This window comes from Haloechinothrix halophila YIM 93223 (genome assembly GCF_000504245.1).
GTDB classification, from domain to species: Bacteria; Actinomycetota; Actinomycetes; order Mycobacteriales; family Pseudonocardiaceae; genus Haloechinothrix_A; species Haloechinothrix_A halophila.
In genome coordinates, this window is record NZ_KI632509.1 from 5,170,451 (window position 1) to 5,185,094 (window position 14,644).

15 protein-coding genes are annotated in these 14,644 nt (G+C 68.6%); 5 read left to right on the plus strand and 10 right to left on the minus strand.

Annotated features, from left to right (window positions below; genetic code table 11):
- Positions 1-5: 5 nt before the first annotated feature.
- Genes AMYHA_RS23700 through AMYHA_RS23725 form a run of 6 tightly spaced genes read right to left on the minus strand, consistent with a single transcriptional unit; the run spans position 6 to position 4,825 of the window.
- Positions 6-1,034, minus strand: coding sequence for a phosphotransferase family protein (locus AMYHA_RS23700; protein WP_034274707.1), 1,029 nt, complete (start codon positions 1,032-1,034; stop codon positions 6-8).
- 2 nt (positions 1,035-1,036) lie between these two features.
- A complete protein-coding gene (locus tag AMYHA_RS23705; protein ID WP_034274709.1) occupies positions 1,037-1,489 on the minus strand; it encodes a MaoC family dehydratase in 453 nt (150 codons plus the stop codon).
- A gap of 10 nt (positions 1,490-1,499) precedes the next feature.
- A complete protein-coding gene (gene fabG / locus AMYHA_RS23710; protein WP_034274711.1) occupies positions 1,500-2,261 on the minus strand; it encodes a 3-oxoacyl-ACP reductase FabG in 762 nt (253 codons plus the stop codon).
- Positions 2,262-2,290: 29 nt separating this feature from the next.
- A complete protein-coding gene (locus tag AMYHA_RS23715; protein WP_034274714.1) occupies positions 2,291-3,280 on the minus strand; it encodes an NADPH:quinone oxidoreductase family protein in 990 nt (329 codons plus the stop codon).
- Positions 3,277-4,059, minus strand: a complete 783-nt coding sequence (locus AMYHA_RS23720; RefSeq protein ID WP_034274717.1) for an SDR family oxidoreductase — start codon at positions 4,057-4,059, stop codon at positions 3,277-3,279. The genes AMYHA_RS23715 and AMYHA_RS23720 overlap by 4 nt, the downstream gene beginning before the upstream one ends.
- 1 nt (position 4,060) lies before the next feature.
- Positions 4,061-4,825 carry an SDR family oxidoreductase gene (locus AMYHA_RS23725; RefSeq protein ID WP_196776958.1) on the minus strand — a complete coding sequence of 255 codons (765 nt, stop codon included), beginning with the start codon at positions 4,823-4,825 and terminating at the stop codon, positions 4,061-4,063.
- A 192-nt stretch (positions 4,826-5,017) separates the two neighbouring features.
- Here AMYHA_RS23725 and AMYHA_RS23730 point away from each other — a divergent pair, with 192 nt between their 5' ends.
- Positions 5,018-5,605, plus strand: coding sequence for a TetR/AcrR family transcriptional regulator (locus AMYHA_RS23730; RefSeq protein ID WP_034274720.1), 588 nt, complete (start codon positions 5,018-5,020; stop codon positions 5,603-5,605).
- A 133-nt stretch (positions 5,606-5,738) separates the two neighbouring features.
- Here AMYHA_RS23730 and AMYHA_RS23735 read toward each other — a convergent pair whose 3' ends face one another.
- Positions 5,739-6,272 (minus strand): class I SAM-dependent methyltransferase, encoded by a 534-nt coding sequence (locus AMYHA_RS23735; RefSeq protein ID WP_456236146.1) that lies wholly within the window; start codon positions 6,270-6,272, stop codon positions 5,739-5,741.
- A gap of 405 nt (positions 6,273-6,677) precedes the next feature.
- Between AMYHA_RS23735 and AMYHA_RS23740 the strand changes: the two genes are divergently transcribed.
- Together AMYHA_RS23740 and AMYHA_RS23745 are read left to right on the plus strand one after the other, a co-directional pair.
- A complete protein-coding gene (locus AMYHA_RS23740) occupies positions 6,678-7,766 on the plus strand; it encodes a multicopper oxidase domain-containing protein (protein ID WP_034274722.1) in 1,089 nt (362 codons plus the stop codon).
- Positions 7,763-8,929, plus strand: coding sequence for a ZIP family metal transporter (locus AMYHA_RS23745; RefSeq protein WP_034274724.1), 1,167 nt, complete (start codon positions 7,763-7,765; stop codon positions 8,927-8,929). The genes AMYHA_RS23740 and AMYHA_RS23745 overlap by 4 nt, the downstream gene beginning before the upstream one ends.
- Positions 8,930-8,935: 6 nt before the next feature.
- On the opposite strand, the gene AMYHA_RS23750 is transcribed toward AMYHA_RS23745, so the two are convergent.
- Entirely contained in the window at positions 8,936-9,685 is a 750-nt protein-coding gene (locus tag AMYHA_RS23750) for an alpha/beta hydrolase (protein WP_231104877.1), read from the minus strand.
- Positions 9,686-9,808: 123 nt separating this feature from the next.
- Between AMYHA_RS23750 and AMYHA_RS23755 the strand changes: the two genes are divergently transcribed.
- Positions 9,809-11,068 (plus strand): MFS transporter, encoded by a 1,260-nt coding sequence (locus tag AMYHA_RS23755; RefSeq protein WP_034274726.1) that lies wholly within the window; start codon positions 9,809-9,811, stop codon positions 11,066-11,068.
- Between the two features lie 87 nt (positions 11,069-11,155).
- On the opposite strand, the gene AMYHA_RS23760 is transcribed toward AMYHA_RS23755, so the two are convergent.
- Positions 11,156-12,565: a phytoene desaturase family protein gene (locus tag AMYHA_RS23760; RefSeq protein WP_034274728.1), complete on the minus strand. Its 1,410-nt coding sequence runs from the start codon at positions 12,563-12,565 to the stop codon at positions 11,156-11,158.
- A 12-nt stretch (positions 12,566-12,577) separates the two neighbouring features.
- Complete coding sequence (locus AMYHA_RS23765) at positions 12,578-13,195, minus strand: TetR/AcrR family transcriptional regulator (protein ID WP_034274730.1); 618 nt, start codon at positions 13,193-13,195, stop codon at positions 12,578-12,580.
- Between the two features lie 78 nt (positions 13,196-13,273).
- Here AMYHA_RS23765 and AMYHA_RS23770 point away from each other — a divergent pair, with 78 nt between their 5' ends.
- Positions 13,274-14,623, plus strand: coding sequence for a cytochrome P450 (locus AMYHA_RS23770; RefSeq protein WP_034274732.1), 1,350 nt, complete (start codon positions 13,274-13,276; stop codon positions 14,621-14,623).
- The last annotated feature ends 21 nt before the right edge of the window (positions 14,624-14,644 follow it).

Here is a 14,644-nt window from a genome sequence, read left to right on the forward strand (position 1 = left end):
CGCCTCTACTCCTTCAGTGCGGCCAGTCCGGCGTCGATCAGGGGCACGACGAGGTCGCCGACGGTGTCGAAGCCCTCGCCGACGGTCTGCCCGTGGGTGTGTCTGTAGTGGATTCCTTCGAGGATCACGGCGATCTTGAAATACGCCAGACCCAGGTAGAAGCCCATGGCGGAGAGGTCCCTGCCGCTGTGGGCCGCGTAGCGGGCAAGTAGCTCATCGGCGTCCGCGAATCCCGGCGCGGTGGCGACGTCGGCCACCGCGTCCCCGGCGTCCAGCTCCGCCATCCGCTGGTACACGAGCAGCAGCGCGATGTCGGTGAGCGGATCGCCCAGGGTGGCCATCTCCCAGTCCAGTACCGCCGTGATCTGGTCATTCTCGTCGACCAGCAGGTTGTCCAGCCGGTAGTCACCGTGCACGATGCCCGGCGCCGACTCGCCGGGCACCGAGGCTGACAACGCGTCGTGCAACCGCTCGGCGCCGGGGAGGTCCCGCACATGCGACGCGTCCAGCTGCTTCTTCCAGCGCCGCACCTGCCTGGCGAGGAAACCCTCCGGCCGGCCGAAGTCGGACAGCCCCACCGAGTCCGGATCGACGTCGTGCAGCGTGGCCAGCGTGTCGATCATGCGAAGCGAGATGGCCCGCGTGCGGTCAGGACCGAGTGGCGCCAACTCGGCGGCGTACCGGTACGGCGTGCCCTCCACCTTGGACATCACGTAGAACGGCGCGCCGATGACGTCGGTGTCGTCGCAGTGCGCGTACGTCATCGGCACCGGAACGTCGGTAGGCCCCAGTGCGGTGATGACCCGATACTCGCGGCCCATGTCGTGTGCCGTCGCCAGCACGTGGCCCAGCGGCGGGCGACGCACGATCCAGGTCGACGTCCCGTCGGTGACCTCGTAGGTCAGGTTCGACTTGCCGCCCGCGATCAGGCTGGCGCGCAGCGGGCCAGTGATCGCGCCGGGACGGACACCGTCGAAAAACTCCTGGAAACCGGCTAGGTCCAACCCTGGTGGCCCGGTGTCCGTCCCCGGCATGATCACTCCACCAGCACCGAGAGGACCTCGGCGACGCACGCGGGTTTGTCGCCACCCTCGATCTCGATGGTCACGCGGACCATGGCTTGCGCGCCGTCGTCGCCGCGCTTGAGTTCGACCAGCTCAGCCCCGGCGCGCACCCGCGAGTCGACCGGCACCGGCGCGGGGAACCGCACCTTGTTGGAGCCGTAGTTCACGCCCATCTTGAGGCCGTCGACCTTGTAGATCTGCCACACCAGCATCGGGATCAGCGACAGCGTCAGATAGCCGTGTGCGATGGTGCTGCCGAACGGCCCCTGTGCGGCCTTCTCCGGGTCGGTGTGGATCCACTGATGGTCCCCGGTCGCCTCGGCGAACAGGTTGATCCGCTCCTGGGTGATGGTGTGCCAGTCGCTGTAACCGAGGTGAGTGCCCACTGCCTTCTCGAGCTCGTCGAGCCCGTTGAACGTCTGCATGCCGCTCCTCTCAGTCGCGCGGTCCGCCGGCGACGTAGATGACCTGGCCGGACACGAATCCGGCCTCCTCGCTGACCAGGAACGACGCCGTCGCGGCGATGTCGGCTGGCTGGCCGACCCGCTGCACCGGGATCTGCGCGGCGGCGCCCTGCTTGAACTCCTCGAACGGCACGCCGACCCGCTCGGCGGTCGCCGCGGTCATCTCGGTCTCGATGAAGCCAGGCGCGATCGCGTTCGCGGTGACGCCGAACTTGCCCAGCTCAACGGCGAGGGTCTTGGTGAAGCCCTGCAGCCCTGCCTTGGCGGACGAATAGTTCACCTGGCCCCGGTTGCCGAGGGCGGAAACGCTGGACAGGTTGACGATGCGGCCGTACTTCGCCTCGGTCATGTGCTTCTGCACCGCGCGGGTCATCAGGAACGAGCCGCGCAGGTGGACGTTCATCACCGCGTCCCAGTCCTCGACGCTCATCTTGAACAGCAGGTTGTCGCGGGTGATCCCGGCGTTGTTGATCAGCACGGTCGGCGCGCCAAGCTCGTTCGCGACCCGCTCGACCGCCTTGTCGACGGCCTGCTCGTCGGAGACGTCGACGCCGACGGCCAGCGCGGTGCCACCCGCGCGCTCGATGTCGGCGACGGCCTGCTTGCAGGCCGACTCGTCAAGGTCGAGCACCGCGACGTTGAAGCCGTCGGAAGCGAGGCGCTTCGCCACCGCGGCACCGATCCCCCGCGCTGCTCCGGTGACGATGGCGGTGCGCTTGGTCTGATCGCTCACGTATGTCTCCTTCTCTCGTGTCCCTGGTTTCAGCTTCCCGGTACGACGGCCAACCGGCCAACGGTGACGCCATCGGCGAGCCGCTGCACGCCGCTGGCCACATCCTCCAGCGCCACGCGCTCGCTCACCAGAGGTGAGACCTTCCCAGCCGCCGCGAGCGCGGTGAGGTCGTCGTGGCACTCGCGCACCGCGTCCGGGTCCTTGCCGGTGTAGAGGCCCCAGTGCAGACCGAGGATGGCGTAGTTCTTGATCAGCGCGTGGTTCAGCGCTGCCGACTGGATCTCACCACCCGCGAAGCCGATGATCACGATGCGGCCCTCGAATGCGATGCACTTCGTGGAACGCCGGTAGGTCTCGCCGCCGACCGGGTCGTAGATGACATCAGCACCCTTACCGTCGGTTTCGCGCTTGACGACGTCGACGAAGTCCTCTGTGTTGCGGTCGACGACGACGTCCGCGCCGAGCTCGCGGGCGACGTCGGCCTTAGCGGGACCACCGACAACGCCGATCACGCGCGCACCCGCGGCCTTGCCGAGCTGCACGGCGGCGCTACCAACACCGCCCGCGGCCGCGTGTACCAGCAGCGTCTCCCCTGCCAGCAGTCCGGCGCGGCGGTGCAGCCCGAACCAGCCGGTCTGGTAGCCGATATAGAACGACCCTGCCTGCGCATCGTCCAGCGCGTCCGGGGCGGGGAACGTCGTCGCGTGTTCCATCAGCGCGTACTCCGCGAACGCGCCCGACGGAATCACCGACGCACCGATGACCCGGTCGCCGGGTGCGAAGCCAGACACCTCGGCGCCGGTCGCCACGACCTCGCCACACAGCTCAACGCCCGGTGTAAACGGCAACGACGGCTTGACCTGGTACTCGCCCCGGCACATCAGGACGTCGGGGAAGTTCGCCGCGGCCCCGCGCACCCGCACCAGCAGCTGGGTCGGCGACGGTTCCGGCTGGTCGACGTCGACCAGCCGGAGCACCTTCTCCGGCTCGCCCAGCTCGGCCACCTGCCATGCCTTCATCGCTGACCTCCCGCGTCGTCGAATCCTCGCTGCAGTTCGCGCATCGCCGCATGCCACTTCTCCGGCTTCGCGGCTCGGTACGCGTAGTACTTGGCCGCCTCGGGGTGCGGCAGGACGAGGAATGATCCGTCCGTCATGCCCTGCCACAGCGAGTCGGCGACCTGTTCCGGGGTGAGCGCGGTGTCCTGGCTGAGCATGTCCTTGAACACGCCCGAGTCGTCCAGCATCTGGGTCTGTACCCCTTGTGGACAGACACAGTGGACGGCGATCCCCCGATGTCCATACGTGACGGAGAGCCACTCCGCGAAAGCGACTGCTCCGTGCTTGGTCACCGAGTACGTCGGGCTGCCGAGCATCGTGAGCAATCCTGCCGCCGACGCGGTCACCACGAAGGTGCCGCCGCCCGACTCCAGCCAGCCGGGCACCAGCCGTCGCGCTGCCCGCACGTGCGCCAGAGTGTTGACCTCGATGGCCTTCGTCCAGTCCGACTCCGGCGCGTCCAGGCCAGCGCCGACGGCCACCCCCGCGTTCGCGCAGTAGACGTCGATCGCGCCGAGGTGGTCACGGGCGGCGTCGATGAGCGCGCCGACGCCGTCGTCGCTCGCGGCGTCACCCGGCACAGCGTGTCCGTCTACTTCGGACGCCACGGTCATTGCGGCGTCGGCGTCGATGTCGTTGACGACGACCCGCGCGCCCTCGGCGGCGAACCGGTGCGCGAACGCGCGGCCGATACCGTGTCCCGCGCCGGTGATGACGACGCCCTTGCCTTGAACATCCATGTCAGACGCCACCGGTGAGGGTGACACCGCCATCGATGACGATCGTCTGGCCGGTGAGCCAGCCCGCGTCCTCCGACAGTAGGAAGGCCACCACGCTGCCGATGTCCTCCGGGACGCCGAGGCGCTTGAGCGGATACGAGGCGGCGACCTCGCTCTCGCGACCCTCGTAGAGCGCGGAGGCGAACTGGGTCTTGACCACGGCGGGTGCGACACCGTTGACGCGGATGTCCGGGCCGAGCTCGACGGCCAGTTCCTCGGTGATGTGGGTGAGCATCGCCTTGCTCGCGCCGTAGAAGCCGATGCCGGGCGCGGGCTTCTGCCCTGCGACCGAGGAGACGTTGACGACCGCGCCGCCGTGTTCGCCGAGCCACGCCTTGTGCGCCTGCTGCGTCCATCCCAGCGCGGAGAGGCAGTTGACCTCGACGATCTTGCGCGCCGCGTCGAGGTCCAGCTCGATCAGCGGACCATAGACCGGGTTGATGCCCGCGTTGTTGACCAGCAGATCCAGGCTGCCGAAGGTCTCGATGGTGCGGCTGATCGCCTCGGCCTGGTGATCGGGGTCGTGTGCCTTGCCCGCGACCGCGATGGCGTTGTCCGCGCCGAGCTTCGCGACCGCCTCGCCGAGGGCCTCCTGCTTGCGCGCGGTGACACACACCTTGGCACCGTCGGCGACCAACCGTTCGGCGATGCCGAGCCCGATACCCCTGCTCGCTCCGGTCACTACCGCGACCTTGTCGCGGAACCTATCGCTGATGGCGTTCGGCATGGGCTGATCGTCCTTCCGTATGGTGCTGGGGACCCACCTGAGCTGCACGGCTAAGCGCTTGCTTAGTGGTAAGCGTTCGCTTAGCATGCCGTAAGAACCGCACGCTCGTCAACACCCCTGACGGAACCATCTGACGGGAGCAACGCCATGCCCCCAGCCGCACGCGAGGACACGACGGAAGGAACGCCGCCCATGGCGGGTGCACAACCCAACGCACGCAGCCGTCTGGTCGACGCCGCGATCGAATCGTTCGCGGCGAAGGGCTTCCACGGCACGACGACGCGCGACATCGCGTCGGCTGCCGGAATGAGCCCCGCCGCGGTGTACGTGCACCACAAGTCCAAGGAAGAGCTGCTGTATCTGATCTCCAAGGAAGGGCACGAGCGGACGTTACGACTGGTCGAGGACGGCATCGCCAGCTCGGCGGACCCGGTGGCGCAGCTGCGGGCTGTCATGCACGCGTTCGCGGCACACCACGCGCGCGGGCACACCGGTGCACGGATCGTGAACTACGAACTGGCCGCGCTCAACGACGAGCATCTCGCGGAGATCAGCGAGTATCGGCGCGCGATCGAGCGACGGATGCGCGACGTGGTGACGGCTGGGGTCACGGCGGGGGTCTTCGCGACGTCGAACCCCAGGATGACGGCGCTGGCGCTGTTGTCGCTTGGCATCGACGTGGCGCGCTGGTACCGCGACGAGGGCGACTGGTCACCAGAAGACATCGGCGACCACTACTGCGAACTGGCACTGCGAATGGTTGGCGCCGCCTCACCCTGACGCCGTGTCCGACACTCAGGACGCCGTGTCCGTCATTCGCGACGCCGTGTCATGCAGTCCCGACGCCGTGTCCCGCACTCACGACGTCATGTTCAACGCTCCGAACGCCGTATTGCGCATTCCCGACGCGGCCTTACTCCGGCTTGCGCGCGACCAACCGCTCGACCAAACCGAGCTTGAACCGCTGCACCCACTCAACGTCAAATCCGTGCGCCCGCACCTTGTGCAGCGGACGGCGCAGGAAATGCTCCCCACCGAGTGGCACCGTGATGAGCTCCACCACCCACTGCACGCCGCGGACCAGGCGTGACGAGCCCTCGACGTGGTCCACCAGGATCACCGTGCCACCTGGCCGCAACACCCGAACCATTTCGTCGACGGCAGCGTCCAGATCAGGGATCGCGCACAGCCCCAAGGTGCACACCACGGTGTCGAACGAGGCGTTGTCGAACGGCAGTTGCTGCGCGTTGGCCTGCCGCAGGTTGACCTCGCACCCGAGTTCGTCGGCTCGGGCACAGGCGAGGTCCAGCATCCGCTCGCTCAGGTCGATGCCGGTCAGCGTGACGTCGTCCGGATAGTGCGGGAGGTTCAGACCGGTGCCAATGGCGACCTCGAGCACCTCGCCGCGCGCCTGCGAGCATGCCCATGCGCGGGAGTCGCCGAACAGCCGCTACTCCCACGCGGTCATCTCCTTGTCGTAGGTGCGCGACTTCTTGTCCCAGTACCGGTGCCACCGAGCGGTGCGTTCCGGTGCGTGCGTCATGGGCGATCGTCCCTTCTGCTTGATTCCGGGCACCCAGCTCATCACCCGGAACGCCCAGGACGCATCAGGGTTTCCCCTGATCTGTCGCCGGCCCCGGATCAGGGACGTCGACCTCGACGCCACGAGTGCACGACACAACGTCGAGACTGCACGACACAACGTCGGGAGTGCAGGACACGGCGCACTGGCCCTGGCCGCGGCACATCGATGCGCGACGGACCTCACCCCAACGCCGGTTGCTTTCGTTCACCCGGATAGTTAAGTTTGGTGAGACGAAATTCAGTCTCCGTCGTGAGGAATGGCCAGCTGATGACCGTGCCAGAGTCGCCAGAGCACGACCACTCCCCGCCGTCGCGGCGCAAGTTCCTGCTGGGCGGTGCGCTCGCGGGCACCGCGGGGGCGGCGGCGCTGGGGATCGGCGGCGCGATGACGGCCTCCGCGGACAATGGCGGCCAGCCGGGCCACAGCGGCAGCCAGTCAGGCCATGCCCACGCCCACGGCGGCGGCGCGAAGGGCCCGACGTTCCGCATGGACAGCAGGGTCGACCACGACGCGAACGGCTTCCACCCCACCGACATCCTGCGGGATTTCGACTACGGCACGACGTCGCGCACCGAGGATGGCCGGGTACTGCGCGAGTGGGACGTCTACGCCACCGACGAAGAGATCGAGGTCGCGCCGGGCGTGACGTTCCCCGCCTGGACGTTCAACGGACGCATCCCCGGTCCCACGCTGCGCTGCACCGAGGGCGACCGGCTACGCGTGCGCTTCCACAACGGCTCGAAGCACCCGCACACCATGCACTTCCACGGCATGCATCCCGCCGAGATGGACGGCATCCCCGGCCTCGGCGCGGGCACGATCGAGCCGGGCGGCAGCACGGTGTACGAGTTCGACGCCGAACCGTTCGGCGTACACCTGTACCACTGCCACGTTGGGCCGTTGGCCGAACACATGGCGCGCGGGCTCTACGGGACGTTCATCGTCGATCCGAAGCAGGGCCGCCCCGAGGCCGACGAGCAGGTCATGGTCATGCACGGCTTCAACACGACGTTCGACGGCGAGGGCAACCAGCTTTACGCCGTCAACGGCATCCCGTTCCACTACATGCACGAGCCGGTGCAGGTGAAGCTAGGCGAGCTGGTGCGGATTTACCTGGTCAACACACTGGAGTACGACCCGATCAACAGTTTCCACGTGCACGGCAACTTCTTCGACTACTACCCCACCGGCACGCGGCTGGAACCGAGCGAGTTCACCGACACGATCATTCAGGGCCAGGGCCAGCGCGGCATCTGCGAGATGCGCTTCAAGTACCCCGGCAAGTACATGTTCCACGCGCACAAGACGGAGTTCGCCGAACTGGGCTGGATGGGTTTCTTCGAGGTGACCGAATGACAACAACGTCTAACCCCGTGCGCACCTGGGGCCCCGCGGTCGCCGTCGTCGCACTGATCGCCCTTGTCCTGACCGCGCTGGCGATCTTCGGCGGCAACACGCTGCCCGACCGCACCGGCCCGCCTGCCGAAGAGTTGGCCGTCGAGCAGACCACCTTGACCCCGGGCACGATCACACTGACAGTGCGCAACACCGGCGCCGATCCCGTGCGGGTCGGACAGGTGTTTGTCAACGACGCCTACGTCGACTTCTCCGGCGGCGACACCGCGATCGACCGGTTCGGCACCGAGAAGCTGCGGCTCGACTACCCGTGGCAGGCCGAGCAGCCGTATCACATCTCGATCCTGACGTCGACGGGCGCGGTGATCGAGCACGAGATCGACGCCGCGGTCGCCACCCCGCAGGCCGACGGCGGCTTCTTCGCGCTGATGACGCTGCTGGGCACGTATGTCGGCATCATCCCGGTGGTGCTGGGGATGCTGTTCCTCCCGACGTTGCGCCGCATCGGCAGCCGGGGCGTGCGGGTGCTGCTCGCGGTCACCGTGGGCCTGCTGGCGTTCCTGGCCATCGACGCCACCCTGGAAGGATTCGAGCTCGCCGAAGAAGCGGGCGGCGCGTTCGGCGGCCCAGCGCTGGTGGTGCTGGGCGCGTTGCTGGCGTTCCTGGCTCTCACCGCGCTGGACCACCGGCTCAGCGGGGGCAACGCCGAACGCACCGGGCTTCGTCTCGCGTTGCTCATCGCCATCGGCATCGGCCTGCACAACCTCGGCGAAGGGCTGGCCATCGGCTCGGCCTACGCCGTCGGAGAACTGGCGCTCGGAGTGACGCTGGTCGTCGGCTTCGCCATCCACAACACCACAGAGGGCCTGGCGATCGTGTCGCCGTTGACGCAACGACGTCCCAGCCTCGTGCGACTGCTCGGGCTCGGCGTGATCGCGGGCGCACCGGCGATCCTCGGCGCACTGATCGGCGGCATGGTCACGAACACCGAGCTGTCCAGCTTCCTGCTCGGCATCGGCGTCGGCGCGATCGCGCAGGTCATCGTGCAGCTCGTGCCCGCGGTGCGGGACAAGGCTGGGCGGTTGCTTGACCCGGCCACGGTCGGCGGCGCGACGGCTGGCTTGCTGGCGATGTACCTGACGGGGCTGCTGGTCACGGCCTGAGCAGCGTCACCACCGCGCTGGCAGCGGTGTCCGCAAGCCGTCCGGGGCGGGGGCGCGCATCGCGACCTCGATGGCGCGATGGCGCGATGCGGCGCCCACCGCCTCCGCGACGAACGCGCGCACCATCGCCGTCCAGTCAGCAGAGCGGCGCAGCATGGCGTGGCCGACGCCGCGCACCTCGAACCGGCCCAGTTCATCGGCGACCGGCCGCGCACGCTCGGCGTAGTCGAACGAGGCGCGTGGCATAGTCCAGCGGTCCCTATTGCCGTGCGCGATCAGCACCGATCGTCCAGCGAGCTGGGCCACCGGCTCGCGCGGCTCGATCCACGGCGCTAGGGCACAGATCGCCGTGACGCCATCGGTGCCCGCGACCCGCAGCGCTGCCCTGGCGCCCATCGAGTGTCCGACAAGCACCACCGGCACGCCGGGGTGAGCACTGCGCACCTCGGCTAGTGCCCAGCGGGCGTCGACAACGGCGTCCTGCACGGGTTCGTTCCAGCCGCGCAGCCGGTTGCGCAGCAGCCACACGGCGGCACCGCTGTCCCCTACCGCGCCGTGCAGCGCCTCGGCGATCGGGACCATTCGCCAGTACGACAGCTGGTGCTCGGACGTCGGGCGGCGGCTCGCGGCCTTGCCGCCATGCAGTACGAGGACCACGGCGGTGGTGGCGGCAGCGTTGGAGGCGGCGGGCAGCACCCGCAGTGACGGCCGGGCGATGACAGACGGACCTTCGGCGGAGACGCGGTGTGTCGACACGTTTCTGATTCGGAGCCGTCAGCCGTCCGGTTGGGTGCACAGTGGTGTCATGACAGGAATGTGCACCATGGCGTTTGCGTTGGCCAGGAGCATGACCACCCCTGCTGAATTCTGGCTTTCGCCGTGACAGTCCCCGACGTCACGACGCCCACGACCGCGGCGGTGCAGCGCAACACGATCCGCACGCTGGTCACGGGGCAAGCGCTCGGCGGGCTCGCCGTGACGTCGGGTGCCGCGGTGGCGGTCCTGCTGGCCGAGCAGATCCTCGGCTCGCCCGCGCTGGCGGGCCTCGCACAGACGGCGCAGGTCGTCGGGGCCGCGGGAGGCGCGTTCGTGCTCGCGCGGCTGATGAGCGCGCGGGGCAGGCGCGTCGGGCTGGTCACCGGCTACGGCATCGGGGCGCTGGGCACGGGGTTGTGCGTGCTCGCCGGCGTCATCTCGTCGTTCACCGCACTGCTGGCGGGCACCTTCGCGCTCGGCTGGGCGACGGCGGCCAACAGCCAAGCCCGCTATGCCGCGACCGACCTGGCCGAGCCGGGCAGCCGGGCTCGCGCGCTCGCCACCGTCGTCTGGGCGACGACGCTCGGCGCGGTCGTCGGACCGAACCTCACCGGCCCAGGCGCCGCGGTGGCACGCTGGTTTGGCTTTCCGGAGATCACCGGCATCTTCGTGCTCGCGTTCGCCGCCGCCGCGGTGGGCACCGGCGTGCTGTGGCTGTTCCTGCGACCGGACCCATTGCTGCTCGCCCGCGAACACGCCGCGGCACGCGGCGAGGACACGACGACGCGCGTCGGCCTGCGGCGGGTGTGGTCGGTGGTGTCCGTACGCCCGCAAGCCCTCGCGGCGATTGTCGCGATCGCGGTGTCACACGGCGTGATGCTCTCGGTGATGGTGATGACCCCGGTGCACATGAACGACGGCGGCGCGGCCCTGACCGTGATCGGGTTCGTCATCAGTGTGCATGTGCTGGGGATGTTCGCGTTCTCGCCAGTGGTCGGCTGGCTGACGGACCGGCTGGGCCGCGCGCCGATGCTGGCGGCGGGGTCGGTACTGCTGCTGGCCGCCGTGACGCTGGCGGGCACCGCGCCCGAGGGCCACTCGGTCGCATTGACCGTGGGGCTGTTCCTGCTCGGGTTGGGGTGGTCGTGCAGCCTGATCGGGGGCTCCGCGCTGTTGGTCGACGTCGTGCCGTTCGCGGAGCGGCCCGCGACCCAGGGCGCGTCCGACCTGGTCATGGGCGTGTTCGCCGCCATAGCGGGCGTCGCGGGCGGCGCGGTCGTCGCGTTCTGGGGCTATGCCGTGCTCAACATCGCCGCGGGCGTGCTGGCATTGGTCGTCCTCGGCGCGGCCGTCGTCGCGCGAGTCCCGACACGTGGATCTTGAGGCGTTCTGGTTGCTATGACGACCATTTCGCCTCAAGATCCACGCCCAGCCAGGCACACGACACCGCCCAGCCAGACGACAACGCCCTCATAGCGCCCGCAAAGCCGACGTCGCGGCGTTGTGGCCGCTCATGCCGTGCACCCCGGCGCCAGGCGGGGTCGCGGCGGAGCACAGGTACACGCCGTTGACACCGGTGCGGTACGGGTCGAGCGCGATTCGGGGGCGCATCACCAGCTGCACCGGGGTGTTCGCGCCCGTGATGATGTCGCCACCGACGTAGTTCGGGTTGTACGCCGCCAGCTGCGGTGCCGACCGCACCGAGACACCCGCGATGCGCTCCCGAACGCCAGGAGCGAACCGTTCGATCTGGCGGATCACCGCCTCCGTGGCGTCGCCCGGATAACCGTGCGGCACGTGCGCGTACGCCCAAATCGGATGGACGTCGCCCGCCGAGCGTCCTGGGTCAGCCAGGTACTGCTGCCCGACCAGCACGAATGGACGTTCCGGCAGCCGTCCATCGTGGATGTCACGTTCGGTCTGCACGATCTCCTCGAGCGTGCCACCGAGGTGCAGCGAGCCTGCCTTCCGGCACGCCTCGTTGCGCCACGGCACGCCCTCGTGCACCGCGAGGTCCACCTTGTACGCCGCGGGCGCGCGCCGGAACCGCCGGTAGGCTCGGCGAATCCGTGCGGGTAGCCGGTCACCGAGGATGTCCGCCGCCGCGCCGGGGGCGACGTCGAGCATCACCACATCGGCGGGCGGCAGCTCATCGATCGATCGCACCCGCACGCCGGTCTCGATCGTGCCGCCGTGCTTGCCGAGGATCGCGGCGAGCGCACGAGTGATAGTGGCCGACCCACCTTCTGGCACCGGCCAGCCGTAGCGGTGCGCGATCGCGACCATCATGAGACCGAGCGACGCCATGGCTGGCTGGGTCAGCGGGTGATACACGTGCGCGGCGGCCCCACCGAACAACGCCCTGGCTCGGTCGGTGCGCCACCGCCGCGCCAGCAGCGTCGCGGACTGCAATGCCCGCGGGCCGAACCGGGCAAGCCGGATCGGATGCTTCGGCAGATGTGCCATCGGCCGAAGCAGGTCCGCTGCGAGATCGTCGAAGCCCTCGGCCAGTGGCTCGAACAACGACCGCCAGGCGTCGCCGTCCGGGCCGAGCCCGGCAACGGTGTCGTCGAGGGAACGCACCAGCACCCCCGCGTCACCGTCGTCGAGCGGATGGGCGAGGTCAACCTCCGGCCAGCGCCACCGCACGCCGTAGCGCTCCAGGTCGAGCGAACGCAGGAACGGCGACCCGATGCCCATCGGGTGTATCGCCGAGCAGTGATCGTGCAGCACTCCCGGCAAGGTCAGCTCCCCGGTGCGGGTGCCGCCACCGATCTCGTCAGCGGCTTCAAGCACCGTCACCGACAGCCCGGCTCCCGCCAGCGTCACGGCGGCGGCGAGCCCATTCGGACCGGAGCCCACCACGATCGCCGTGCTCATGACCACACCACCTCACTGATGCATGCTCGTGGCGAACTGGTGCGCGGCGGCGTCCACGATGTCCTGACCACTCGCGGTGATCTCGCCATTCAGCCACGCCACGATCAGTTCCGCGAGCCCGCCGATGAACAGCAACGCATTGATCTCGTCGCGCGGCGACGGCAGCGCGTCCTCCCCGTAAAGCTCCCTCGCCTGAGTGACGACCAGCTCCGCGAACGTCCGCAGGAGCTGATGCCGCTGCTGTCGCATGGCGTCCGTGCTGGCCGACTCAACCAGCGCCGCCATGCCGATGCGGGGATCGCGCTCGATGACCTCGATAAACGCCGCGATCGCCGCACGTCCCTTCGCCGCGGCGTCGCCGGTGGCCCGCTGCAGCGCGTCGAGGACGACGTCGCGGAGTTGGTCGGCGATCCGATCCAGCACGGCGACGAGTAGATCGTCCCGGTTGCGGAAACTCTCGTAGAAGTAGCGCTCGGTGAGCCGGGCGGTCGCACACACGGCCGTCATCGTGGTGCGCCCGCAACCCTGCGTCCCCAGCAGTTCGAGACCCGCGTCGAGTAGCTGTTCCCTGCGCTGGGCCTTGCGGTCGCTCGCACTTACCCCGCGGTAGGGGCGCGTCGGTGTCGGCACGCCCCCATCTTGACAGACGTCCAATAAGAGTCGATGCTGTTTTATTGACAGTGCGCACTGTCAGATTTGGAGACGCCGATGACCACCGTTCTCGCTCCAAGCCCTCCACATAGCGATCTCGCGCCGATTTCCGGCGACCACGGCCTGCCGGTCGTCGGCTACACCGCCCGGTACATGCGCGATCCGGTGGCGCTGTGGCGGGAACGGTACGAGCGCTATGGACCGGTGTCATGGTTCGGCGCGTTCGGCACGCGGTTCGTATCGCTGCTCGGCCCGGACGCGTGCGGCACCGTACTGGCCAATCGCGACCGCGCGTTCGCCAACGGTGAGAGCTGGCGCCACCTGATCGGACCGTTCTTCGACCGTGGCCTGATGCTGCTCGATTTCGACGAGCACATGGCGCATCGGCGGATCATGCAGCAGGCCTTCACCACACAACGCCTCGCGCGGTACGCCGAAGGACTGAACACCGCAATCGAGGCTGGCCTGGCCGACTGGCGGCCGCGGCCCGACTTCCGGGTGTATCCCGCGACCAAGACGTTGACGCTCGATCTGGCGACAAGCATCTTCATGGGCGGCGCGGAAGGCACCACGCGTTCCCAACTCGACCAGGTGAACAAGGCGTTCATCGACTGTGTGCAAGCGGGCACCGCGATCCTCCGATTCCCGATGCCCGGCGGCCGGTGGCGACGCGGCCTGCGCGGGCGGGTGAACCTGGAACGGTTCCTCCGGCAGTACCTGCCCGCGCGTCGCGCGGGCAACGGAAACGACCTGTTCAGCGCGCTGTGTCAGGCGGAATCGGACGACGGTCAGCGCTTCAGCGACGACGACGTCATCAGCCACATGATCTTCCTGCTGATGGCGGCGCACGACACGTCCACCATCACGATCTCGACGATGATGTCCTATCTCGGCCAGCATCCGGAGTGGCAGCAGCGGTGCCGGGAGGAGTCACTGGCGCTCGACGCCTATCCGGATTACGACCAACTATCGCACCTGGAGTCGCTGGACCTGGTGATGAAGGAAGCCATGCGACTGGTGACACCGTTGCCGACGATGGCGCGCAATGCGGTGAAGGACACCGAAGTACTAGGACATTTCGTACCGAAGGGCTCGTTCGTCGTCGCGACGCCAATCTTCACCCATCACATGCCCGAGTACTGGCCAGAGCCGGAGCGTTTCGACCCTGGCCGGTTCGCGCCGGATCGCCGCGAGGACAAGGTGCATCGCTATGCCTGGCAGCCGTTCGGCGGCGGAGTGCACAAGTGCCTCGGCATGCACTTCTCCACGGTGGAGGTCAAGCTGGTCATGCACCACCTGCTCCGGCGGTTCACCTGGGGCGTTCCGCCGGACTACCACGCCCCGATGGATTACACCTCGCTACCGTTCCCGAAGGACGGCCACCCGGTCGACCTCAGGGCGCGGTGACATCAGGCTCGCGCTCAGCGG